The sequence below is a fragment of the Streptomyces sp. NPDC005402 genome, from assembly GCF_040606575.1.
Taxonomy (GTDB): Bacteria; Actinomycetota; Actinomycetes; order Streptomycetales; family Streptomycetaceae; genus Streptomyces.
The window spans coordinates 257,515-280,888 of record NZ_JBEXFB010000012.1; the positions used below are offsets into that span (position 1 = coordinate 257,515).

Genomic DNA, 23,374 nt, shown 5'->3' on the forward strand with positions numbered 1-23,374 from the left:
GGCCGTATCCGACATGCGGCGTAGTGCGAACGGACCGACACTGGCGGTAATGCTCACGTAGAGCCGTACGAGGAGGCAGCCATGGGCTGGTTGTGGGCCATCATCGTGGGATTCGTGCTCGGCCTGATCGCGAAGGCGATCATCCCCGGCAAACAGCACAGTCCCCTCTGGCTGACCACCATCTTCGGCATGCTCGGCGCCATCGCCGGCAACGCCATGGCGCGCGGGTTCGGCGTGGACGAGACGCCCGGCATCGACTGGAGCCGCCACGCCTTCCAGCTCATCGCCGCGATCATCATCGTCGCCGTCGGCGACATGCTCTACATGGCGACGCTGGGCAAGCGGAAACATCGGGTCTGAGAGCCGTACGACGAAGGGGGCGCCCTCCGCGAGGAGCGGCGCCCCCTTCGTCGTGCCGAGACCTACGCGGACGTGACCTCGACCGCGGCCAGGTTCTTCTTGCCCCGGCGCAGCACCAGCCAGCGACCGTGCAGCAGGTCCTCCTTGGCGGGAACGGCGTCCTCGGCCGCGACCTTGACGTTGTTCACGTAGGCGCCGCCCTCCTTCACCGTCCGCCGCGCGGCCGACTTGCTGGCCACGAGTCCGACCTCGGCGAACAGATCCACCACGGCACCGAGCTCGGAGACCTGGATGTGCGGCACCTCCGAGAGCGCGGCGGTCAGCGTCCGCTCGTCGAGACCCGTCAGCTCGCCCTGCCCGAACAGAGCACGGCTCGCGGCGATCACGGCCTCCGTCTGGTCGGCGCCGTGCACCAGCGTCGTCAGCTCCTCGGCCAGCGCCCGCTGCGCGGCCCGGGCCTGCGGCCGCTCCTCGGTCTGCTTCTCCAGCTCCTCGAGCTCCTCGCGGGACCTGAAGGACAGGATGCGCAGGTACGTCGAGATGTCCCGGTCGTCCACGTTCAGCCAGAACTGGTAGAACGCGTACGGCGTCGTCATCTCCGGGTCGAGCCAGACGGCGCCGCCCTCGGTCTTGCCGAACTTGGTGCCGTCCGCCTTGACCATCAACGGCGTCGCCAGACAGTGCACCGAGGCGTCGGGCTCCAGCCGGTGGATCAGGTCGAGCCCCGCCGTGAGGTTGCCCCACTGGTCGCTGCCGCCCTGCTGGAGCGTGCAGCCGTGCCGCCGGTACAGCTCCAGGAAGTCCATGCCCTGGAGCAGCTGGTAGCTGAACTCGGTGTAACTGATGCCTTCCTGGGACTCCAGCCGGCGCGCGACCGAGTCCTTGGTGAGCATCTTGTTGACGCGGAAGTGCTTGCCGATGTCCCGCAGGAACTCGATGGCCGACATCCCGGCCGTCCAGTCCAGGTTGTTCACCATGACCGCGGCGTTCTCGCCCTCGAAGGACAGGAACGGCTCGATCTGGGCGCGCAGCCGGGTCACCCAGTTCGCGACCGTCTCCGGGTCGTTCAGCGTGCGCTCCGCCGTGGGGCGCGGGTCGCCGATCTGGCCGGTCGCCCCGCCCACCAGCGCCAGCGGGCGCAGACCGGCCTGCTGGAGCCGGCGCATGGTGAGGACCTGCACCAGGTGACCGACGTGCAGGCTGGCCGCCGTGGGGTCGAAACCGCAATAGAAGGTGACGGGACCGTCCGCGAGCGCCTTGCGCAAAGCGTCCTCGTCAGTGGACAGGGCCCACAGGCCCCGCCACTTCAGCTCGTCGACGATGTCCGTCACGGTTCTCGTATCTCCTCGAAAGGTCCTCGGGCAGTCGAGTGACTACCGGCTACGAGGTTATACGCCCTGACTGACAGAACTCATATTGAAATCCGGCACCCGCAGCGCCGGCATCGCGGCCCTGGTGAAGTAGTCGCTCCACTCCCTCGGCAGCGTCTTCTCCGTCCGCCCCGCCTGCGTCGCCCGCCCCAGCAGGCCGACCGGCGACTCGTTGAACCGGAAGTTGTTGACCTCGCCGGTCACCTCGCCGTTCTCGACGAGGTACACACCGTCCCGGGTCAGCCCGGTCAGCAGCAGCGTGGCCGGGTCGACCTCGCGGATGTACCAGAGGCAGGTCAGCAGCAGTCCGCGCGTGGTGTTCGCGACCATCTCCTCCAGGGAGGAGTCCGAGCCGCCGTCGAGGACGAGGTTGCCGGCCGCCGGGGCGACGGGCAGCCCGGTCAGGCCCGCGCCGTGCCGGGTGGTCATCAGATGCGCCAGCTCGCCCTCGCGGATCCAGTCGGTGGCCGCGACCGGCAGACCGTTGTCGAACACCGACTGGTCGCCCCCGGAGGAGTGCGCGATCACGAAGGGCGCGGATTCCAGGCCGGGCTCGTTCGGGTCGCTGCGCAGGGTCAGCGGCAGCTCGGTCAGCCGCTCGCCGACCCGGGTGCCGCCCCCGGGCTTGGAGAACACCGTCCGCCCCTCGGCCGCGTCCCGGCCCGAAGCCGACCACAGCTGGTAGATCAGCAGGTCGGCGACCGCGGTCGGCGGCAGCAGCGTCTCGTACCGCCCCGCGGGCAGCGCGATGCGCCGCTCGGCCCATCCGAGGCGTACGGCGAGCTCCGCGTCCAGCGCCGCCGGGTCGACGTCCTTGAAGTCCCGCGTGGAGCGTCCGGCCCAGGCCGAGCGGGTCCGGTCCGGCGACTTGGCGTTGAGCTCCAGCGTGCCGTTGGGCTGGTCGTGGCGCAGCCGCAGCCCGGTGGAGGTGCCCAGGTACGTCGAGACGAGCTCGTGGTTGGCGAAGCCGTACAGCTCGCGGCCGCCCGCACGCGCGCGGGCGAAGGACTCGCCGAGTGCCGGAGCGAAGTCGGCGAAGACCGCCGAGGAGGTCTCGGCGGGCGCGTCCGTGAAGTCCGGGGACTCCGGTACGCCCGTGACCAGCGGCTGGGCGTCCTCGGCGGGCCCGGCACCGCGCGCGGCGGCCTCGGCGGCCCGCACCAGCGGCTCCAGCTCGTCCGCGGTCACCGCGGACCGGGAGACCACACCGGAGGCGGTGCCCTCCTTGCCGTCGACGGTCGCGACGACCGTGAGCGTGCGCCCGCGCGTGACGCCGTTCGTGGTGAGCGCGTTGCCCGCCCAACGCAGGTTGGCCGTCGACTGCTCGTCGGCGATCACGACACAGCCGTCGGCCCGCGACAGCGCGAGCGCCTGCTCGACGATCTCGTGCGGCTTGTTGGTACGCGGGCTCATCGACCGGCCTCCTGCGTGGTGTTCAGAATGTTGACGCCCTTGAAGAGGGCCGACGGGCAGCCGTGCGACACGGCCGCGACCTGGCCCGGCTGGGCCTTGCCGCAGTTGAAGGCGCCGCCGAGGACATAGGTCCCCGGGCCGCCCACCGCGGCCATCGAGCCCCAGAAGTCGGTGGTGGTCGCCTGGTAGGCGACGTCCCGCAGCTGCCCGGTGATCCGCCCGTTCTCGATCCTGAAGAACCGCTGGCCGGTGAACTGGAAGTTGTAGCGCTGCATGTCGATCGACCAGGACCGGTCGCCGACGACGTAGATGCCGCGGTCCACGCTGCCGATCAGGTCCTCCGTCGACATCCCGGCCGGATCCGGCTGCAACGACACGTTGGCCATGCGCTGCACCGGCACATGCCCGGGGGAGTCGGCGTAGGCGCACCCGTTGGACCGCTCGAACCCGGTCAGCTTCGCGATCCGCCGGTCCAGCTGGTAGCCGACGAGGGTGCCGTCCTTCACCAGGTTCCAGGACTGGCCCTCGACGCCCTCGTCGTCGTAGCCGATGGTCGCGAGGCCGTGCTCGGCGGTGCGGTCACCGGTGACGTTCATCAGCTCGGAGCCGTAGCGCAGCTTGCCGAGCTGGTCGAAGGTGGCGAAGGAGGTCCCGGCGTAGGCGGCCTCATAGCCGAGCGCGCGGTCCAGCTCGGTGGCGTGGCCGATGGACTCGTGGATGGTCAGCCAGAGGTTGGACGGGTCGACGACGAGGTCGTACAGGCCCGACTCGACGCTGGGCGCCCGCATCTTCTCGGCGAGCAGCTCCGGGATCTGCTCCAGCTCGCTCTCCCAGTCCCAGCCGGTGCCCGTGAGGTACTCCCAGCCGCGTCCGACCGGCGGCGCGATGGTCCGCATGGAGTCGAACTCACCGCTGGACTCGTCCACCGAGACGGCGGTCAGCTGCGGGTGCAGCCGGACCCGCTGCTGCGTGGTCACCGTGCCCTCGGTGTCGGCGTAGAACTTGTTCTCGTGCACGGTGAGCAGCGAGGCGTCGACGTGGTTGACCCCGCTCGCCCCCAGCAGCCGCGCGCTCCAGTCCGCGAGCAGCGCCGTCTTCTCCTCGTCGGGCACGGTGAACGGATCGATCTCGTACGACGAGATCCAGGTGCGGTCGGCGTGCACGGGCTCGTCGGCCAGCTCGACGCGCTCGTCGGACCCGGCCGCCCGGATCACCTGGGCGGACAGCTTCGCCATGGCGACGGCCTGCGAGGCGACCTTGGCGGCCGCGTCCAGCGTCAGGTCCACGCCCGACGCGAAGCCCCAGGTGCCGCCGTGCACGACCCGCACCGCGTACCCGAGGTCGGTGGTGTCCGAGGACCCGGAGGGCTTGGCGTCCCGCAGCCGCCAGGACGCGCTGCGCACCCGCTCGAACCGGAAGTCCGCGTGCTCGGCGCCGAGCGCACGCGCGCGTGCCAGCGCGGCGTCGGCGAGGGCACGTAGGGGAAGCGCTGTGAAGGCTTCGTCGATCGTATGAGGCACCTGGGTCTCTTCCTGTCGGGTGACGTGAGCGACGGCTGCTCCGATCATGTCGCGGCGACCGGTGCGCGGACCACACGTTTGGGACCGCTGCCGGCATCTTTCTGTAGGGACCCGACAGCGAGTCCCGTAAGCCACTGTCGGTGCCCGAATGTCCTCCGGCGGGAGCGGCCCGATAGGTTTTCGGAGAAGCCGCCTGCCATCCAGGGTGTTCGGGCGGGTGTGTCAGACCCCTATGGAAAGGGTGATCCGTTGAGCCGCTCGGTTCTCGTCACCGGAGGCAACCGGGGCATCGGCCTCGCCATCGCCCGCGCGTTCGCCGACGCCGGCGACAAGGTCGCCATCACGTACCGCTCGGGCGAGCCGCCGGCCGCCCTGACGGAATTGGGCTGCCTGGCCGTCAAGTGCGACATCACCGACACCGAGCAGGTGGAGCAGGCCTACAAGGAGATCGAGGCCCAGCACGGCCCGGTCGAGGTGCTGATCGCCAACGCCGGCATCACCAAGGACCAGCTGCTGATGCGGATGTCCGAGGAGGACTTCACCTCGGTCGTCGACACCAACCTCACCGGCACCTTCCGCGTGGTCAAGCGCGCCAACCGCGGCATGCTGCGCGCCAAGAAGGGCCGGGTCGTCCTGATCTCCTCGGTCGTCGGCCTCTACGGCGGCCCCGGCCAGTCCAACTACGCCGCCTCCAAGGCCGCCCTGGTCGGCTTCGCGCGCTCGCTCGCCCGTGAGCTGGGCTCGCGCAACATCACCTTCAACGTCGTCGCGCCCGGCTTCGTCGACACCGACATGACCAAGGTGCTCACCGACGAGCAGCGTGAGGGCATCGTGAAGCAGGTGCCGCTCGGTCGTTACGCGCAGCCCGAGGAGGTCGCCGCGACGGTGCGGTTCCTGGCCTCGGACGACGCCTCGTACATCACTGGAGCCGTCATCCCCGTTGACGGCGGACTGGGAATGGGTCACTGAACACCATGAGCGGAATTCTCGAGGGCAAGCGCGTCCTGATCACCGGTGTGCTGATGGAGTCCTCCATCGCCTTCCACGCCGCCAAGCTGGCCCAGGAGCAGGGCGCCGAGATCATCCTGACCGCGTTCCCGCGGCCCACGCTGACCGAGCGCATCGCCAGGAAGCTCCCCAAGCCCACCAAGGTCATCGAGCTCGACGTCACCAACGACGAGCACCTCGGCCGACTGGCCGACCTGGTCGGCGAGGAGCTCGGCGGCCTCGACGGCGTCGTGCACTCCATCGGCTTCGCGCCCCAGGACGCGCTCGGCGGCAACTTCCTGAACACGCCGTTCGAGTCCGTGGCCACCGCCATGCACGTCTCGGCGTACTCCCTGAAGTCGCTCACCATGGCCTGTCTGCCGCTGATGCAGAACGGCGGCTCGGTCGTCGGCCTCACCTTCGACGCGCAGTACGCCTGGCCGCAGTACGACTGGATGGGCCCGGCCAAGGCCGCCCTGGAGGCCACCAGCCGCTACGTCGCCCGTGACCTGGGCAAGCAGAACATCCGCTGCAACCTCATCTCCGCCGGCCCGCTCGCCTCCATGGCCGCCAAGTCCATCCCGGGCTTCAGCGACCTGGCCGCCGTGTGGGACAACCGCTCCCCGCTGGAGTGGGACCTCAAGGACCCGGAGCCGGCCGGCAAGGGCATCGTCGCGCTGCTGAGCGACTGGTTCCCGAAGACCACGGGCGAGATCATCCACGTGGACGGCGGCCTGCACGCGATCGGCGCCTGACAAAACGCTGCGGCACTTCTGCTGAGGGCCCGCACCTGTCACAGGTGCGGGCCCTCACCCGTTCGGCCCACCAGGCCGGGCGCGCACCAGCCACAACTGGGCACCCTGGATTACGCGTTACCCGCGATTCCTCCCCAGCACGGCCGAGGAGGTCCCCTTGTGCGCCTGTCCCGCAGTCTGGCCTCAGTGACCGCAGCCGTCTGTCTCGTGATGTCCCTGTCGTACGAAGCGATGTCGCACCCACGCGTGGAAGCGCCCGGAGCCAAGGCTTCGGAGCTGTTCGGAGCCTCCTGCCGCAGTCGGGTCACCGGCTCCCGTGTGACCACCTACTGCCACAACCCCTATCCGCGCACCGACGGCGTCCGCCTGCACATCGAGTGCGACCGCTGGTGGGACCTCGACACCGACGGTGCCGAGGTCGAGGTGGGGCCCGCGCAGACCGTGCGGCTGACCGGCCGGTGCTGGAAAGAGGTCCGCTCGGTGTGGGTCAGCCACCGGAAGCTGGCGCGCTGAACCGTCCCGGACGGCACAGGAAGGGGTAGCCGGCCGCCTCCTCGCCGGCCGTCGCCGCGTCACCGGCGCGGATCGCGTCGACGAGCCGGGTGTGGTCCATGTACGTCTCCGGGGTCAGCTCCTCGCCGACGTCCTCGCGCAGCCAGTCCCGCAGCACCTCGCCGAGATCCGCGTACATCTCGGTCATCACGTCGTTGTGCGAGGCGGCCACCACGGCCAGGTGGAAGGTGGTGTCCGCCGTCACGAAGGCCTCCGCGTCGCCCGACTCCCAGGCCTCCTCGCGCCGCACCAGGAGCGCGTCGAGCTGCTTGAGGTCCTTCTCGGTGCGCCGCTCGGCGGCCAGCCGCGCAGCGGACGACTCCAGCGTGGAGCGCAGCTCGGCGATGTGCCGGGGGTCCGCGTCGGCGAACCTGCGGTGCATCACGCCCGCCAGCTCACTGGTCGCCACGACGTACGTCCCGGAGCCCTGGCGGATGGCCAGCAGACCGTTGTGCGCGAGCGCCCGGACGGCCTCGCGGACGGTGTTGCGGGCGACCCCCAGCTGCTCGACCAGCTCGGGCTCCGTCGGGATCCGGGAGCCGACCGGCCACTCGCCCGAGGTGATCTGGGTACGCAGCGCGGCGATGACCTGCTCGGACAGCGCCGAGCGACGCGGATGGCTCAGGGGCATGGCACACCTTCGCACGGGCGGGACGGCAGCGGACGACCCGGGGATGGACAACCAATCATCCCATGATTCTATGATGGGGGGCATGGCGAGCGAGGAAACCCGGACAGTGAAGTCACCGAGCGCACGCGGTTCCGCGACCCCGTCCGGAGAAGGACCCCTGGTGCCGGCCACGCGCGCGTGGGCGGTGCGCCTGGTCGTCGTCGGCATCGTGCTGTCCGCCCTCAACCTCCGCCCCGCCATCACCAGCCTCGGCGCCCTCCTCGAAGAGGTGCGCGACGGACTCGGCATGAGCGGCAGCATGGCCGGCCTGCTCACCTCGGTACCCCCGCTGTGCTTCGCCGTCTTCGGCGTCACGGCCCCCCGCCTGGCCCGCCGCTTCGGCGCGGGCGCGGTGGTGTGCGCGGGCATGGTCGCCATCACCGCGGGCCTGCTCATACGGCCGTACACCGGCTCCACCGCGGGCTTCCTGGCCGCCAGCGCCCTCACCCTCATGGGCATCGCCGTCAGCAACGTCCTGATGCCGGTCATCGTCAAGCGCTGGTTCCCGGACCGGGTCGGCTCCATGACCGGCCTGTACTCGATGGCCCTGGCCCTCGGCACCGCGTCGGCGGCCGCCGTGACCGTTCCGGTGACCGAGGCGCTGGGCGGGAACTGGCAGTCCGGGCTCGCGGTGTGGGCGGGCCTGGCCGCGGCGGCCGTACTGCCGTGGATTCCGCTCGTACGGGACCGGGAGCCCGCGTCGACGCAGCCGAAGGCGGAGTCGAGCGTACGCACGCGTGTGGAGGGCGCTGGACCCGTCCGGCACGTGCACGCACGCGTGGAGCCGCCCGTGCTGCGGATCACCCGGAGCCGGACCGCGTGGGCGCTCGCGGTCTTCTTCGGGCTCCAGGCCACCGCCGCCTACATCACCATGGGCTGGATGGCGCAGATCTTCCGGGACGCGGGCGTGCCCGCGAGCACGGCCGGGCTGCTGTTGGCCGTCACCATGGTGATGGGCGTCCCGCTGGCCTTCGTCATCCCGCGCATGGCGACCCGGCTGCCGCACCAGGGCCCGATCGTGATCGCGCTCGGTGTCTGCGGACTCGCCGGATACGCCGGCTTGTACCTCGCCCCCGCCGCCGGCGCCTGGGCCTGGGCCGTCCTGCTGGGCATCTCCAACTGCGCCTTCCCGCTGGCCCTCACCATGGTCGGGATGCGCGCCAGGACCGGGGCGGGCGTCGCCCAGCTGTCCGCGTTCGCGCAGAGCACCGGCTATCTGATCTCCATCCCCGGACCGCTCCTGGTGGGCGTGCTCTACCAGCACAGCGGCGGCTGGGGCCTGCCGATCGCCCTCATGATCGGCCTGATGATCCCGCAGATGGCGGTCGGTGTGCTCGCGGGCCGCGACCGTACGGTGGAGGAAGAGGCGGCCCGCTGACGTCACCCCGGCAGGCTTGGTAAGAGGCCGGGGTGCGAGACTGGCCGTATGCCAGTGCTCGACCCGAACCCCCAGAACGGCCAGAAGAAGATGCTGCTGGTCTTCGGCTCGTTCTTCGCCATCTTCGTCATCATCGCGATCATCGCGACGATCGCCTCGCCCTGACCCGGCCACCCGCTCCCCGGTGCGACGGTGGGGTTAACCCCCTGTCCCCTAGGGGGCGAGTGTCAGGGTCAACTGGGTGGATCACCGGATGGGTTGAGGGCCCCCGGTTCCGTAACTTCGAGATGTGACCGCGAGAAGCGGAGCACGCAGGACTCGAGGACCCGCGGAGGCATTCATGTCGGCCCCTACGCACACCCCGCCCCACCCGGCGTCCCGGGGCGGCGTCGACATCAGGCTGCCCTGGTGGGCGCTCGCACTGCCGACGCTCGCCTTCGTCGTCCTCCTGGCGCTCATCCTCAACCCCTCCGACGCGCACGCGGCCTCCGGCGACCCTGTGGTCACCCAGTTCCTGGAGCGCGTGCAGCAACTCATCACGCGCTGAGGACCCGCGAAGCCGCCCGCCAACTCCCTGCGCCCCATGGCCTGTTTCATGCGAAGCTGGATCCCATGAGCGTCGCAGATCCCCGCAGGATTGTCCTTTTCCGGCATGCGAAAGCCGACTGGCCACAGGTGACCGACCATGAGCGGCCGCTCGCCGACCGGGGCCGAAAAGAGGCGGCGGAAGCCGGGCTACGGCTGGTCGACTCCGGTATCCCCTTCGACCTGGCCCTCTGCTCCACCGCGACCCGGACCCGTGAGACCTGGAAGCTCGCCGTGCAGGAGTTCCCGCACCGGCCGAAAACGGTCTACGAGGAGAGGATCTATGAGGCCTCTCCCGGCGAGCTGATCGCGGTGCTGAACGAGACACCGGACGACGTGCACAACGCCGTCCTGATCGGTCACAACCCAGGAGTGCAGGGCCTCGCCGACGTCCTCGCGGGCGCCGCCGAAGGGGACGCACGCCAGCGGATGAGCGGCCGCGGCTTCCCCGCCGCAGCCTTCGCCGTCCTGACGTTCAGCGGCCCCTGGAAGGCCCTGGAGCCCGGGGTGGCCACCCTCGTCGACTACTGGGCGCCGACCGACTGACGACGACCGCCACGTGTCTGAGGCACGGCAGGGGCCCGGCACCGTGGTGGTGCCGGGCCCCTGCCGTGCCGTCGTCCTGCCGATCCCTCGTCGGGGTCAGTCCTCCTCGTGCGCGTCCGCCGCCTCGACCTCTTCGCGGGTGACGCCCAGCAGGTACAGCACCGTGTCGAGGAAGGGCACGTTCACCGCGGTGTGCGCGGCCTCCCGCACCACCGGCTTGGCGTTGAAGGCGACCCCGAGCCCGGCCGCGTTCAGCATGTCCAGGTCGTTGGCACCGTCGCCGATCGCCACCGTCTGGGACAGCGGCACCCCCGCCTCGGCGGCGAACCGGCGCAGCAGCCGCGCCTTGCCCGCGCGGTCCACGATCTCCCCGGTGACCCGGCCCGTCAGCTTCCCGTCGACGATCTCCAGGGTGTTCGCCTGGGCGAAGTCCAGCCCCAGCCGGTCCTGCAGGTCATCGGTGACCTGGGTGAATCCGCCCGAGACGACACCGACTTGGAAGCCGAGCCGCTTCAGCGTACGGATGAGGGTGCGCGCGCCCGGCGTCAGCCGTACTTCGGAACGCACCTTGTCGACGACCGAGGCGTCCAGCCCCTCCAGCAGCGCCACGCGCGCGTGCAGCGACTGCTCGAAGTCCAGCTCGCCCCGCATCGCGGCCGCGGTCACCTCGGCGACCTCGTCCTCGCAGCCGGCGTGCGCGGCGAAGAGCTCGATCACCTCGTCCTGGATGAGCGTGGAGTCCACATCCATGACGACGAGCCGCTGGGCCCTGCGATGCAGACCGGCGGCGACGACGGCCACGTCCACGCCGAGCTTGGCGGCGTCCGTCACCAGGGCGGTGCGCAGTGGCTCCGTCTCCACGCCGGACACCGCGAACTCGACGGCCGTGACCGGGTACTTGGCCAGCCGGAAGATACGGTCGATGTTGCCGCCCGCCTTGGCGATCTTGGCGGCGATCGCGGCGGTGGCCTCCGCGGTGAGCGGGTGACCGAGCACGGTGACCAGGGAACGTCCCAGTCCTCGCGGCCGGTTGTCGCCGAGGCCGGAGATGATCTCCGCCTGCATTTTGATCGACTCGGCCCAGCTGTGGACGGTCGCCCGCAGATCGCCCTCCAGCGCGCGCGGCGGCGCGGTCACGAGCGCGCACAGCACCATTCGGCCACGCGTGACGACCTGCTCGATGTCGACCACGTCGACGGAGTAGGCGGCGAGGGTGTCGAAGAGGCCGGCCGTGATGCCCGGCCTGTCCTTCCCGAAGATCTTGACGAGAAGGGTGGGGACGTCGGAGAACGAGGTCTGCTCAGCGCTCATGGTGTTCCCACCGTATCCGGCACCCAGTGCCTTCCGCTCCCGCGGTCCGTCTGACGGACACGGAACACTCGGTGTCGAGAGGGTGGCGAGATCCTTACGGGCGGGACAAGGGTGCACTGCGGTGGGCCCGGGGCGGGGTCGCATCGGCTCACGCATGCCCGGCGGCGGCGCCGTACGGTCCGTACCATCCGTCCTCCTCGAACCCACGCCGGCATCGGCTCAGCCCCTCCGGCAGAGCCCTGCGTCCCGTGCCGGATCAGCGCCGCCCCTTCGGCTTCCCGGGCGGCGGGGGTGGCGAGGGAGGCGGGGGAGGAGGAGGCGGTGGTGGCGATTGCCGCCCCTCGTCCCCGGAGGGCGGGCGCCGGGCGCCGGGCCGCTGCCTGGGAGGTCGTTGCGGTGAGCGAGGGGGCTGGTCGATCGGGCGGGCCATCGTCGGGGCGCCGTAGACGCTGTCGTTGTCGGGCGGCCATGAACCGTCAGGCGCGCTCTCCTCAGGAGGCCGACCGCTGCCCTCCGGCCCCTCCTCCTGCCCGTACCCGCCGGACGATCGCGGCCTCTGCCCAGGCGGCCCCTCGCCACGCCACCCCCCGCCCGACGCTCCGGAGCCCTCCGGCCCCGGATCCCCTCCACGGCTCTCACGGCGGCCCCCACGTCCGCCGCTCTCCGGCCCCTGCTCCCCCCAACGATCCTCACCGCGCGACCCGCGCCCGCCCCCCTCACGACCCGACCCACGCCACTCGTCCCCCGGCGCTCGCCCACCTTCACCACCGGGCCGCGTATCCTCCGGCTCTCGCAACTCGTCCGGGACCCGCAGGTACGGGTTCGTGGCCGGATTGGGCGGCCGATAAGGCGCACCGGGCACGTACGGCCCGGCCTCACCGCGGCTGGTTCCGGCCCCGGCGCTCCACGACTCCGCCTCACCGCCGCGCGCACCGGCTCCACCGCGAGGGGCCCCGGCCTCACCGCTCTGTGACCGCGCTTCGCCACCGGGCCACCCCGCCTCACCGGGATAGTCCCGCGCCTCACCACCAGGCGACCCCGCCCCACCCTCATACGGCTGCGACCCACCGTCATACGACCCCACCCCGCCTTCGTACGACCGCGACGCACTCTCGCCGTACGAATCGGACCCGCCCCCGTATCCCCGGTCGCCCCCGGAGGCCTCACCTGCGCCCCCATAAGCCCCACCTCCATAAGCCCCACCTCCATAAGCCCCACCTCCATAAGCCCCACCCCCATAAGGCCCGGCCCCTCGCTCATACGGCCCGCCCCCACCCGCATACAACTGATCCCCAGCAAGCCCAGCCCCCTGCACCCCCACCGCTCCCGACGTCGCCCCCCGACCCGCTCCCGACGTCGCCGCTGAACCCGTTCCCGCCCCCGAACCCGTCCCCGTCTCCGCACCGAAACCCCCCGCCGAGTCACGCAGTGCCAACCCCGCCGCCCGCGCCCCCGCCGCCCCCGTCGCCCGCGCCAGCAACGCCCCCGCGGCCCCCGCACCCGCCCCCCACAGCGCCCCGAGCAGGACCGCCATGACGAGCCGGCCCCGCAACACGACCCCGGCGCCGAACGCGTCGAACCCCAGCACCGACAGGGAGGCGTCCACCGACACCTCCGTCAGCCAGGCCAGCAACGGCAACGCCAACGCGGTCGCGGCCCCCAGCCGCAGCGCACACCGCCCCGCGAAACGAAGGGCCCCCGGATCCCGTACGACCTCATGACCCGGGCCGGCCACACCCCGGCCCGCGGCTGCCCCGACGGCCACCCCCACCGGCGTCCGCGCAGCGGTGAGCACCCCCGCCAGCAGCATCATCAGCGCCGCCGCCACCCCCAGCAGCCAGACCCGCCCGTCCAGCTCCGCCAGGCGCCCCAGCGTCATCGACTGGTCGGAGTCCGAGGCGAGCAGCCGGTCCAGGGGGTCCGGGAGGAAGTTCGTCAGTACGCCCGTCGCCCGGCCGTCGAAGGGGACGAACAGGCCGACGGGGATGCCCAGCCACACCCCGTTCGGCGCCCCGAGCAGCGCGGCTCCCGCGATCCGCTTGGGGTGGTCGTCGCCGATCGCCGCGTACACCGCCGCCGAGAGCCCCGCGGCCACCGCGACCAGCAGCACCGTCACAAGGGCGGAGACGGCCGGCCGTACGACCCGGTGCACCGCCTCCCAACCGCGCGGCAGCGGGGTACGACGGGACGCCAGCAGCGCCACCAGCAGGATCCCGGCCGACCAGCCGAGTCCGCCGAGCAGTGTCGGCGCGGTGTCCACCGTGAAGCCGACCGCGGCCTTCGCGTCGATGAGGCCGCCGATCCGGTCGGGCAGCAGTCCGCCGATGTCCCCGACGTCCCCCAGCCCGGGGATGTCGAGACCGCCGCCCCCGCCCGCGCCGGGCAGCTTGTCGAGCCCCAGCGCGCCTCCGTCGATCGTGATGACGTCGTGCCCCGCCCAGGCCAGCCCGCCCATCATCGCCGTGAACAGCGCGACCACCGAGCCCGCGCGGGCGAGGAGTTCCGACGGCGCGATCACTGCTCCGGCACTCCGCAGGGACCGTAGGAAGAACCATGACAAAAGCACCGCACCGACCAGGCTGACGCCCAGTGGCGTGATCTCGATGGCCGTCGTCGCCTCCGCACCCGTCAGCCCGAACGCGGACACGTCACCGGAGGGCGTCACCGAACCACCCGCCGCAAGGGCCACGACAGCCGCGGTCATCGGACCCAGCGAGGCCGCGGAATCGGCCTCCAGCAGATGCAGACCGAGCGCGGCCGCACCCGCCATCCCGATCAACGCCCAGCTCACGGCGGCGACAGCGGACAGCAGGATGTCTCCCCAGGGCAGCCTCACGCCGTGCTGCGTGGTCCCTGCGCTCATGGACGCACTCATGGCAGACCCCCCGATCCGCGGCGCGGCCGAGACCGCGCTTGTCCCCCTCGCGTGGATTACCCACTCTCCGGGTCGGTTTCAACCCCGTCAACGGAACCGGCCGAAGCGCGCGAACGTGGTGTTCTCGGGGCTCGACTTTCGGTCAGGAGGGGGATCCTGAAATAGTTCCCGACGATGTTCGACATCCCTACACTCCCTGTGACGGGGGCAATGCGGGGGACTACTCAGTGGGGCTTGGAGTGCCGGAACTCGTACTGGAAGCGAACGGACGTACCTGGACGCTCGATCCGTCCAGGCCGTACAGCCTTGGACGCGATCCGCAGGGGGACATCGTGTTCGACGACGCCAGGGTGTCCTGGCGTCACGCCACGATCAGCTGGAGCGGGCGCAGTTGGGTCATCGAGGACCACAGCAGCACCAACGGCACGTTCGTGCAGGGCCGGCGGATCCACCAGACGGAGATCGGCCCCGGTACGGCCGTCCACCTCGGCAACGCGAGCGACGGCCCGCTGCTGAACCTCTCGGGCACGGCGGCCCCGGCCGCACAGCCTCAGCCGGGGCAGCAGTCGTACGCCGCGCAGAGCGCGAACCCCGGCTGGGCGCAGCAGACACCGCAGCAGGCTTCACCCCAGGCAGCGCAGTCCGGCTGGCCCCAGCCCCAGCAACAGCCGCGGTCACAGGCGCAGCCGTACTCCCACCAGCCGCCCCAGAAGATCCCGCAGCAGCAAGGCCCCGGCGCGGGCCCCGGCGCGGACGCGGACGCGCCACCCGTCTACGGCGACCGCAGCCCGACCACGTTCCACCAGTTCACCATCGGCCGCATCATGCGCATCGGCCGTGCCCTGGAGAACGACCTGGTCGTCTCCGACCTGCAGGTCTCCCGCAACCACGCCGAGTTCCACTCGATGCCCGACGGCCGCATGGAGATCCGCGACCTCGGCTCGCACAACGGCACGTACGTCAACGGCCAGCCGATCCCCAAGGGCGGCTCGCTCCTGCTCGGCGCGGCCGACATCGTCGGCGTCGGCCACTCCACGTTCCGGATCGTCGGCGACCGGCTCGAGGAGTTCGTCGACACCGGTGAGGTGTCGTTCTCCGCCCGCCACCTGACCGTCACGGTCGACGGCGGCAGGCAGATCCTCAAGGACGTCTCCTTCGGCGTCCCGGAGAAGTCCCTGATCGCGGTCATCGGACCGTCCGGTTCCGGCAAGTCGACCCTGCTCAAGGCACTCACCGGCTACCGGCCCGCCAACCAGGGCGACGTTCTCTACGACAACCGCAACCTCTACAAGCAGTTCGCCGAGCTGCGCCAGCGCATCGGTCTGGTCCCGCAGGACGACATCCTGCACAAGGAGCTGACCGTCAAGAAGGCCCTCACGTACGCGGCCAAACTCCGCTTCCCGGCCGACACCACCGGCGCCGAGCGCGAGGCGCGCATAGACGAGGTGCTGCGCGAGCTCAAGCTCGACATCCACAAGGAGAAGAAGGTCACCTCCCTCTCCGGCGGCCAGCGCAAGCGCGTCTCGGTGGCCCTGGAGCTGCTCACCAAGCCGTCCCTGATCTTCCTCGACGAGCCGACCTCCGGCCTCGACCCGGGTATGGACCGCGATGTCATGCAACTGCTGCGCGGCCTCGCCGACGACGGCCGTACGGTCCTCGTGGTCACCCATTCCGTGGCCGAGCTCGCCCTGTGCGACAAGCTCCTGGTGATGGCCCCGGGCGGCGCGGTCGCCTACTTCGGGCCGCCCGAGGAGGCACTGAACTTCTTCGGCTACGACACCTGGGCCGATGTCTTCTCGGCCTTCGAGAACTACCGCGACTACGACTGGGCCGGTCGCTGGAAGGGCTCGCAGCACTACCAGATGTACGCCGCGGACATAGACGCCGTTGCGCCGCAGTCCGTACACAGGCCTCCGATGCAGGGCATGAAGCCGCCGAAGCCACAGCGCTGGACGGGCCAGTTCGGGACGCTCGTGCGCCGCTATGTGTCGGTCATCGCGTCCGACAAGGGCTTCCTGGCCCTGACGGTGATCCTGCCGCTCGTCCTCGGCTCGGTGAGTCTGCTCATCGACTTCGGCGACAACCTGCTGCCCAAGCCGGTCGACCCCAGGACCAAGCAGCCCGAGCCGAACAGCACGGCCACCACCGTCCTGCTGATCCTCGCGGTCGGTGCCTGTTTCGCCGGCGCCGCCAACTCCGTCCGTGAGCTGATCAAGGAACGGGTGATCTACGAGCGGGAGCGCGCCACCGGCCTGTCCCGCTCGGCGTACCTCATGTCCAAGGTGGTCGTACTGGGCGTGATCACCATCCTGCAGGGACTGATGGTCGGCCTCATCGGCTTCGCCAGCCGGGGACTGCCGAAGGAGGGACTGGTCCTCGGCCATGCCACCCTTGCGGAGCTGTGCCTGCCGATCATGGGGCTCGGGTTCACCTCGATGATGTTCGGGCTGATCATCTCCGCGCTCGTGAAGACGTCCGAGAAGACCATGCCGTTGCTGGTCATGTTCGCGATCGTCCAGGTCGTCTTCACCGGCTGTCTGTTCACCCTGCACGGCACCCTCGGCGTCAACGAGCTCTCGTACCTGATGCCGTCGCGCTGGGCGGTCGCCGCCGCGGGCGCCACGCTGGACTTCAACCAGGTCAACCCGCCCGTCAAACCGGGCGACACGACCGACCCGCTGTGGGACCACGCGGTCAGCACCTGGGGCCTGAACATGATCGCCCTCATCGCCATCGGCGTCGTCTGCGGCTTCCTCGTCTCCCGCTTCCTGCGCCGCCACGAGCCCGAGGTCATGCGCAAGTGATCACTGTCGTACGACGGTGAAGGGCGGCACCCGACAGGGTGCCGCCCTTTGTGCGTACGAGAGGTCCGCGCGACCTCAGTACGCGCTGTTCACGTTGTCCATCGAGCCGTACCTGTCGGCCGCGTAGTTCGCGGCGGCGGTGATGTTGGCTACCGGGTCGTAGATGTTCCAGGACGTGCCCGCGACGTGGTACGCCTGGAACGTCGGCGGGATGACCTGGAGCAGCCCCTTCGACGGGATGCCGTTGATGGCGTTGATGTCCCAGTTGTTGATCGCGTTCGGGTTGCCCGAGGACTCCCGAATGATGTTGCGGTACAGACCGTTGTAGCTGCCCGGGATGCCCTTGGCCCTCATGATGGCCAGGGACTCCTTGATCCACCCGTCCAGGTTGTTCGCGTAGCTCTTCTTGGGCGCGGCGGCCTTGAGCTTGGCGCGGTGCGCGGCCCGGCTCGCGGCCTCCTTGGCCTTGCGCGCCTGCGCGGCCTTCTTGGCGGCTGCGGCCGCGGCGGCCTTCTTCTTCGCGGCGGTCGCGGCCTTGGCCTTCGCCGCAGCCTCTGCCTTCGCCTTCGCCTCGGCGGCCTTGCTCTGCAGGGCCTTGGCGGCGAGCTGCTCGCTGACGTCCGCCTGGAGGCCCTTGAGCTGCTCGGAGGAGTACTTCACGGGGGCCGAGTAGGTGGCCGCCTCGGAGGTGGTGGTGTCCGCGTTGCCGGGCACCGCGCTGAAGGCGACGGCGGCGGCGCCGAGGGTGGCGACACCGGCAACGGCGATCTTGTGGCGCTTGCTCAGCGCGCGACGATGACCACGGGTGAAAGGGTTCTTGGGCATGCGGGATGGACCTCTTCGAATAGCGCGGAGGTCGCTCGCTGTCCGGTGGGGGACACGGGTGCTTCCTGCACAAACGCCGCGGGGGGAACCGCGGCGCTGAGCGACGTTGGCCATTCTTAGCTGGCGCAAAACATCCGGGCAAAGGTGTGACGTACGATCCCGGGTAGTGGACCGGGGGAGGGCAAATCGGGACAGACTAGAACGTCTTTCCCGTTCATCGCGGAACCCTTTGTCTCCTATTTCGCTTCGTACGTGATCTGTGCCCTATGTGCGGGCTCACATCGGCCGCACAGCGTTCTCACCAGCAGTTGCGGTCGCAATGCTCTGCGTGAGGTCCCTGCTTCGGCAGGAGGAGATGCACGTCCCCGAACTCGTGCCACAGGTACCGCCGGCGCAGCGCCTCCTGGTAACCGCGGTCGATCGCCGCCTGCCCCGCGACCGCCTCCAGCATCAGCAGATGTGAGGCCTCCGGCTCGTGCAGTCCGGTCAGCAGCCCGTCCACCGCCCGCACTCCGCGCTCGGGGGTCACGACGAGATCCGTCCATCCCTCACGCGCGCGTACGACCCCGTCGGCGCCGACAGCCGACTCCACGGCCCGCACAGCCGTCGTCCCGACGGCGACGACCCTGCCGTCCCCGGCCTTCACCGCGTTGATCAGCCGCGCGGAGGCCTCCGGCACCGAGAACCGCTCGGGATACGGCGGCTCGTGCGCCTCCGCCGAGGCCACCCCGGTGTGCAGCGTGACGGGCGCGAACTGCACCCCCCGGCTCACCAGCTCCGCCACCAGCCGAGCGGTGAAGGGCCGGGCCGCGCTCGGCATCTCCGCGCTGCCCGACCCGTCCGGCGACGGCAGCGCGAACACCGTCTGGTAGACGGACAACGGCTGATCCCGCTCCGTATAGGAGTACCGAATGGGCCGCCCGTGCTCCCGCAGCAGCCCGGAGACCTCCCCGCCGTGCACCCGCGCCCACCACAGCCGCCCGCTCACCGCCTCCTCCAGGACCAGCCGCCCGTTCCCGGGCAGCCGCACCTCCGTCCCCGCGGGCCCGCCCGCACGCGCACGCGTGGTGCCCGTCCCGTCCGGATCCCGCAGCTCGACCGCCCACCGGCCGTCGTCCCCGCGCGTGGAGAAGTGCACCACCACACGCGCGGGTCCGATCCGGCCGTCGACGGCCGCGGCCAGCGTGGGGGAGGTGTTCACGACGAGCAGGTCCCCGGCCCGCAGCAGCCGCGAAAGCTCACGGAAGGAGTGGTGCGACACCTCGGTGCCCCGCGACACCAGCAGCCGTACGGCGTCCCGGTCGAGCCCGGGCCCGCGCTGCTCGGCCGGCACCCGCGCCGACAGCTCCTCCGGTACCCGCACGGCGAGTGTCATCGCCCCTCCAGCAGCGACGGAGCCCCGTACCGCCCGCTCACCGGCCGCTCGTCCAACAGCCGCAGGAACGCCGGCACCACACTCGCCGGCTCCGGCCGCGGGTCCGTGTCCTCCGGTACGGCCGCCGCGTACAGGTCCGTCGCCATGTCCCCGGGATCGACAGCCCACACCCGCAGCCGCGGCTCCTCCTCGCCCAGCACCGCCGCGAGGTGGTCCAGGGCGGCCTTCGACGCCCCGTAGCCGCCCCACGTCTCGTACGCCTCGGCGGCGGCGTCCGAACTGACCGCGATCACCGCGCCGGACTCCGACGCCCGCAACAGCGGCAGCGCCTCCTGGACCAGGCCCAGGGCGGCCACGACGTTCACCTCCAGCGCGCGGCGCAGCCCCTCCAGGGGCAGCCCTTCGAGCCGTGCCAGCGGCTCGGCGCCCAGCGCGCTCGCGTTGTTCACCAGCAGATCGACGCCCCCGAGCCCCCAGGCCGCAGCCACCAGCTCGGAGCGGTGCGCCGGATCCGTGACGTCCCCGGGCACGGCCGTCACCCGGGTTCCGTGCCCGGCGAGCGCGGTCGCCGTCTCCTTCAGAACCTCCACCGTCCGCGCGTCGAGCACCAGGTCCCAGCCCCGCGCGGCCAGAGCCTCGGCGAGCGCCCGCCCCAGCCCCTTCGAGGCCCCCGTGATGATCGCTATCGGCATGACACCCGTCCCCTCGTCCTCCACGCCTCCTGATCGGCGTGCTCCCACCGTAGGAACGGGGTGCTCACGGCCGCCTCGGACGCCGGCCGCAGAGCGGCGAGGCCCTTCGCCCTAGGTCGTCCGCCCTAGTCGGGGGCGGTCACAGGTCCGATCCGCGCTGTCACACCCCGCCCGTACTCTGAGGTCATGAGTCAAGGCCCCCGGTCCGGCCTCGCCGCGGTGAGTTCCGCGCTGCTGGCCATGAGCAGGCACCTCGAGGTGCGCGACGTCCTCAAGACGATCGTCGCCTCGGCCCGCGAGCTGCTCGACGCGCAGTACGCCGCCCTCGGCGTCCCCGACGACCACGGCGGCTTCGCCCAGTTCGTGGTCGACGGAGTCAGCGACGCGCAGTGGAAGGCCATCGGACCCCTCCCGCGCCAGCACGGCATCCTCGCCGCGATGCTCCACGAGGCCACGCCCGAGCGCCTCGCCGACGTCCGCAAGGACCCCCGCTTCGAGGGCTGGCCGTCCGCCCACCCCGACCTGGTCGACTTCCTGGGCCTGCCGATCCGCGACGGCGACGAGGTCATCGGCGCCTTGTTCCTCGCCAACAAGAACTGTTCCAAACCAGAAGGAAGCTGCGGCTTCACGCAGGACGACGAGGAACTCCTCTCGATCCTCGCCCAGCACGCCGCGATCGCCCTCACCAACGCCCGCCTCTACGAACGCAGCCGCGAGCTCACGATCGCCGAGGAGCGCTCCCGCCTGGCCCACGAACTGCACGACGCGGTCAGCCAGAAGCTCTTCTCCCTGCGCCTGACCGCCCAGGCCGCCGCCGCCCTCGTCGACCGCGACCCCTCCCGCGCCAAGGGCGAACTGCACCAGGTGGCCGTGCTCGCCGCCGAGGCCGCCGACGAACTGCGTGCCGCCGTGGTCGAGTTGCGCCCCGCCGCCCTGGACGAGGACGGTCTGACCGCCACCCTGCGCACCCACATCCAGGTCCTGGACCGCGCCCACACCGCGCGCGTGACCTTCGCCGCCCGCAGCTTCCGCGCGCTGCCCGCCGCCCAGGAGGAGGCCATGCTCCGCGTCGCCCAGGAGGCCCTGCACAACGCGCTGCGGCACTCGGGAGCCGAGCACGTGGACGTGACCCTGGACCGGCGCGGCAGCGGAGCGGTCCTGCGCGTCACGGACGACGGCAGCGGCTTCGAACCGAAGGCGATCCGCCGCGCGGGACGCCACCTCGGCCTGGTCTCCATGCGGGACCGCACCAACGGGGTCGGCGGCACGCTGACCGTCGAATCGGCGCCCGGCAAGGGCACCACGATCGAGATGGAGGTCCCCGGTGGCTGACGCGATCAAGGTCCTGCTCGTCGACGACCACCAGGTCGTCCGCCGGGGGCTGCGCACCTTTCTCGAAGTGCAGGACGACATAGAGGTCGTGGGCGAGGCCGCCGACGGCGCCGAGGGCGTCGCGCGCGCGGAGGAACTGAAACCCGACATCGTCCTCATGGACGTCAAGATGCCGGGCATGGACGGCATCGACGCCCTGCGCAAGCTCCGCGAGCTGAACAACCCCGCGCGCGTGCTGATCGTCACCAGCTTCACCGAACAGCGCACAGTGGTCCCGGCCCTGCGCGCGGGCGCCGCCGGTTACGTCTACAAGGACGTCGACCCCGACGCCCTCGCCGGCGCCATCCGCTCGGTCCACGCCGGGCACATCCTGCTCCAGCCGGAGGTCGCGGACGCCCTGTTGTCCCAGGAGGAGAACAACTCCGGCCACGGCAGAGGCGGTTCGCTCACCGAGCGGGAGCGCGAGGTGCTCGGGCTGATCGCGGACGGCCGCTCCAACCGGGAGATCGCCCGCGCGCTGGTCCTCTCCGAGAAGACCGTCAAGACGCACGTCTCGAACATCCTGATGAAACTCGACCTGGCGGACCGGACACAGGCGGCGCTGTGGGCGGTTCGTCACGGAATGGCCGGTTGATCCACGCGACGCACGGCAATACGGAGGGTTCCGCTCCGGAGTGAGATTCATACCGTCGTGGGAATGTCCCCCGAATGGCGCATCCTTCGTGGGCGTCCGCCGTTCTCCAGTGCGTGCTGCGGCGACTGCCGCGGCAATCGCTAGGAGGGCTTAGAAGTGAAGAACCTGAAGAAGGCAGCGGCCGTGACGATGGTGGCCGGCGGGCTGATCGCCGCTGGTGCCGGTATGGCCTCCGCCACCGACGGGTCGCACGCCGACGGCAAGGCCGTGGGCTCGCCCGGCGTCGTCTCGGGCAACCTCGTCCAGGCCCCGGTGCACGTCCCGGTGAACGCGGTCGGCAACAGCGTCAACGTCATCGGCGTGCTGAACCCCGCCTTCGGCAACCTCGGCCTCAACAGCTGACTTTCCTCGCCGAGCGGGCAGTGACTTCGGCCTCCCGGGTGCGTCACGCACCCGGGAGGCCGGTCCGTTTGTCGTGCGAACGATCCGAATCGTCAAGCCGCCGGGAGCCGACTCGGGAAGCCCTCGACGCCCCAGCGCCCTGGCCCGGGGCCGCGCACCCACCGCCGCCGGGCCCACGCCGGTCACCGCGCCCCTCGCTCCAACTCCTCCACGTACGCGTTGTAAGCAGCCACCTGCGCCCGCCGCCCCGTCCGCTCCACCGGCCGCAGCGCCTCCCCCCGAGCCCGCATCTCGGCGGAACTCACCGCACCCCCGTGCCCGTTCTCATAGGCCAGCGACACCAACAGCCCCACCCGCTGGGCAAGCTCCAGCACCCGCACCGCCCGAGGCGGATACCCCGGCGCCAGGACCTCCCGCCCCCGTTCGGCCCGAGCCCGGTACGCCCCGAGCGCCGCCTCCGCCACCGGCCCCGACGCGGCCACGTCCAGCCGAGACAACACCTCCGTCGCCTCCCGCAGGGCCTCCGCGAGCTCCCGCTCGGCCTCGCCCAGCGAGGGAACGTCCGCCGGCGGAGCCTCCCGCACCGGCAGCACCTGCCACACCGCCTCGACATGCACATCACCCGTGGGCCCTGCCTCGTACACCTCCGGCACCAGGCCCAGCGCGGCGCCGTGACAGACCACCGCCTCCTCCGCCTCCAAGGCCCGCGCGTTGAACTCCGGCGGCCCGCTCAGCCCCAGCGGATGCCCGGGCGCGGGCATCGCGACCCGCAGTCCCGTCACGCCGAGCGAACGCAGCCGCCCCAGCGCCAGCGTCAGACCGACGGCCGCCGTCTCACCCGGCAGCCCCTCGACCCGGTGCACGGCATCGTCACCGACGATCGCCAGCACGGCGTCGTCCGGCGAGACAAGTCCGGCCAAAAGGCTGTTTCCCCAAGCGGCAAGGCGTCCAGAGCGCGGTTCCGAGAGCATGCCCCCAGCCTAAGGAC

21 protein-coding genes and 1 pseudogene are annotated in these 23,374 nt (G+C 71.1%); 12 read left to right on the top strand and 10 right to left on the bottom strand.

The features are described 5' to 3' along the window. Positions 1-81 precede the first annotated feature (81 nt). Positions 82-360 carry a GlsB/YeaQ/YmgE family stress response membrane protein gene (locus ABZT02_RS24595; protein WP_356020657.1) on the top strand — a complete coding sequence of 93 codons (279 nt, stop codon included), beginning with the start codon at positions 82-84 and terminating at the stop codon, positions 358-360. 62 nt (positions 361-422) lie between these two features. On the opposite strand, the gene tyrS is transcribed toward ABZT02_RS24595, so the two are convergent. From tyrS to ABZT02_RS24610, 3 genes are read right to left on the bottom strand one after another with little or no spacing between them, the layout of a single operon-like run. Continuing rightward, positions 423-1,691, bottom strand: coding sequence for a tyrosine--tRNA ligase (gene tyrS / locus ABZT02_RS24600; RefSeq protein ID WP_356020659.1), 1,269 nt, complete (start codon positions 1,689-1,691; stop codon positions 423-425). 57 nt (positions 1,692-1,748) lie between these two features. Beyond that, positions 1,749-3,143, bottom strand: a complete 1,395-nt coding sequence (locus ABZT02_RS24605; protein WP_356020662.1) for a metallopeptidase TldD-related protein — start codon at positions 3,141-3,143, stop codon at positions 1,749-1,751. After that, entirely contained in the window at positions 3,140-4,663 is a 1,524-nt protein-coding gene (locus ABZT02_RS24610) for a TldD/PmbA family protein (RefSeq protein WP_356020664.1), read from the bottom strand. The genes ABZT02_RS24605 and ABZT02_RS24610 overlap by 4 nt, the downstream gene beginning before the upstream one ends. Positions 4,664-4,912: 249 nt before the next feature. On the opposite strand from ABZT02_RS24610, the gene fabG reads away from it, so the two are divergent. The 3 genes from fabG to ABZT02_RS24625 all read left to right on the top strand — a co-directional run bounded on the left by fabG (position 4,913) and on the right by ABZT02_RS24625 (position 6,918). Continuing rightward, entirely contained in the window at positions 4,913-5,632 is a 720-nt protein-coding gene (gene fabG, locus ABZT02_RS24615; RefSeq protein ID WP_356020666.1) for a 3-oxoacyl-[acyl-carrier-protein] reductase, read from the top strand. A gap of 5 nt (positions 5,633-5,637) precedes the next feature. Continuing rightward, complete coding sequence (gene fabI, locus ABZT02_RS24620) at positions 5,638-6,405, top strand: enoyl-ACP reductase FabI (RefSeq protein WP_352390410.1); 768 nt, start codon at positions 5,638-5,640, stop codon at positions 6,403-6,405. Positions 6,406-6,564: 159 nt separating this feature from the next. Continuing rightward, positions 6,565-6,918 (top strand): hypothetical protein, encoded by a 354-nt coding sequence (locus tag ABZT02_RS24625; protein WP_356020670.1) that lies wholly within the window; start codon positions 6,565-6,567, stop codon positions 6,916-6,918. Here the strand turns inward: ABZT02_RS24625 and ABZT02_RS24630 are convergent. Further along, positions 6,893-7,588 carry a FadR/GntR family transcriptional regulator gene (locus tag ABZT02_RS24630; protein ID WP_356020672.1) on the bottom strand — a complete coding sequence of 232 codons (696 nt, stop codon included), beginning with the start codon at positions 7,586-7,588 and terminating at the stop codon, positions 6,893-6,895. The two genes, ABZT02_RS24625 and ABZT02_RS24630, sit on opposite strands and share 26 nt — an antisense overlap. 70 nt (positions 7,589-7,658) lie before the next feature. On the opposite strand from ABZT02_RS24630, the gene ABZT02_RS24635 reads away from it, so the two are divergent. The 4 genes from ABZT02_RS24635 to ABZT02_RS24650 all read left to right on the top strand — a co-directional run bounded on the left by ABZT02_RS24635 (position 7,659) and on the right by ABZT02_RS24650 (position 10,136). Next, complete coding sequence (locus tag ABZT02_RS24635) at positions 7,659-9,005, top strand: CynX/NimT family MFS transporter (RefSeq protein ID WP_356020674.1); 1,347 nt, start codon at positions 7,659-7,661, stop codon at positions 9,003-9,005. 48 nt (positions 9,006-9,053) lie between these two features. Next, complete coding sequence (locus ABZT02_RS24640) at positions 9,054-9,170, top strand: SGM_5486 family transporter-associated protein (protein WP_086023195.1); 117 nt, start codon at positions 9,054-9,056, stop codon at positions 9,168-9,170. Between the two features lie 175 nt (positions 9,171-9,345). Continuing rightward, a complete protein-coding gene (locus tag ABZT02_RS24645) occupies positions 9,346-9,552 on the top strand; it encodes a hypothetical protein (RefSeq protein WP_355735620.1) in 207 nt (68 codons plus the stop codon). A gap of 65 nt (positions 9,553-9,617) precedes the next feature. Next, positions 9,618-10,136: a histidine phosphatase family protein gene (locus ABZT02_RS24650; RefSeq protein ID WP_356020676.1), complete on the top strand. Its 519-nt coding sequence runs from the start codon at positions 9,618-9,620 to the stop codon at positions 10,134-10,136. Between the two features lie 96 nt (positions 10,137-10,232). Here the strand turns inward: ABZT02_RS24650 and serB are convergent, their stop codons facing one another. Together serB and ABZT02_RS24660 are read right to left on the bottom strand one after the other, a co-directional pair. Further along, complete coding sequence (gene serB / locus ABZT02_RS24655; protein WP_356020678.1) at positions 10,233-11,447, bottom strand: phosphoserine phosphatase SerB; 1,215 nt, start codon at positions 11,445-11,447, stop codon at positions 10,233-10,235. 1,426 nt (positions 11,448-12,873) lie between these two features. Then, positions 12,874-14,404, bottom strand: a pseudogene (locus tag ABZT02_RS24660) (streptophobe family protein); the annotation flags it as partial. A gap of 157 nt (positions 14,405-14,561) precedes the next feature. Between ABZT02_RS24660 and ABZT02_RS24665 the strand changes: the two are divergent. Beyond that, complete coding sequence (locus ABZT02_RS24665; protein WP_356020680.1) at positions 14,562-17,126, top strand: FHA domain-containing protein; 2,565 nt, start codon at positions 14,562-14,564, stop codon at positions 17,124-17,126. A 75-nt stretch (positions 17,127-17,201) separates the two neighbouring features. Here the strand turns inward: ABZT02_RS24665 and ABZT02_RS24670 are convergent, their stop codons facing one another. The 3 genes from ABZT02_RS24670 to ABZT02_RS24680 all read right to left on the bottom strand — a co-directional run bounded on the left by ABZT02_RS24670 (position 17,202) and on the right by ABZT02_RS24680 (position 20,018). Continuing rightward, the gene (locus ABZT02_RS24670) at positions 17,202-17,951 is read right to left on the bottom strand and encodes a transglycosylase SLT domain-containing protein (RefSeq protein WP_356020683.1); all 750 of its coding nucleotides are present in this window, start codon (positions 17,949-17,951) and stop codon (positions 17,202-17,204) included. 298 nt (positions 17,952-18,249) lie between these two features. Continuing rightward, on the bottom strand, positions 18,250-19,326 hold the full coding sequence (locus ABZT02_RS24675) for an S-adenosylmethionine:tRNA ribosyltransferase-isomerase (RefSeq protein WP_356020685.1): 1,077 nt from the start codon (positions 19,324-19,326) through the stop codon (positions 18,250-18,252). Beyond that, positions 19,323-20,018 (bottom strand): SDR family NAD(P)-dependent oxidoreductase, encoded by a 696-nt coding sequence (locus tag ABZT02_RS24680; protein ID WP_356020687.1) that lies wholly within the window; start codon positions 20,016-20,018, stop codon positions 19,323-19,325. The genes ABZT02_RS24675 and ABZT02_RS24680 overlap by 4 nt, the downstream gene beginning before the upstream one ends. Before the next feature lie 186 nt (positions 20,019-20,204). Here ABZT02_RS24680 and ABZT02_RS24685 point away from each other — a divergent pair, with 186 nt between their 5' ends. The 3 genes from ABZT02_RS24685 (at position 20,205) to chpE (ending at position 22,386) form a co-directional block, all read left to right on the top strand. Further along, entirely contained in the window at positions 20,205-21,350 is a 1,146-nt protein-coding gene (locus ABZT02_RS24685) for a GAF domain-containing sensor histidine kinase (protein WP_356020690.1), read from the top strand. Next, positions 21,343-21,984: a response regulator transcription factor gene (locus tag ABZT02_RS24690; RefSeq protein WP_356020692.1), complete on the top strand. Its 642-nt coding sequence runs from the start codon at positions 21,343-21,345 to the stop codon at positions 21,982-21,984. Before ABZT02_RS24685 ends, ABZT02_RS24690 begins: the two co-directional genes overlap by 8 nt. Before the next feature lie 156 nt (positions 21,985-22,140). Next, positions 22,141-22,386 (top strand): chaplin ChpE, encoded by a 246-nt coding sequence (gene chpE / locus ABZT02_RS24695; protein WP_356020695.1) that lies wholly within the window; start codon positions 22,141-22,143, stop codon positions 22,384-22,386. A 182-nt stretch (positions 22,387-22,568) separates the two neighbouring features. On the opposite strand, the gene ABZT02_RS24700 is transcribed toward chpE, so the two are convergent. Further along, positions 22,569-23,357 (bottom strand): hypothetical protein, encoded by a 789-nt coding sequence (locus ABZT02_RS24700; protein ID WP_356020698.1) that lies wholly within the window; start codon positions 23,355-23,357, stop codon positions 22,569-22,571. Positions 23,358-23,374 lie beyond the last annotated feature (17 nt).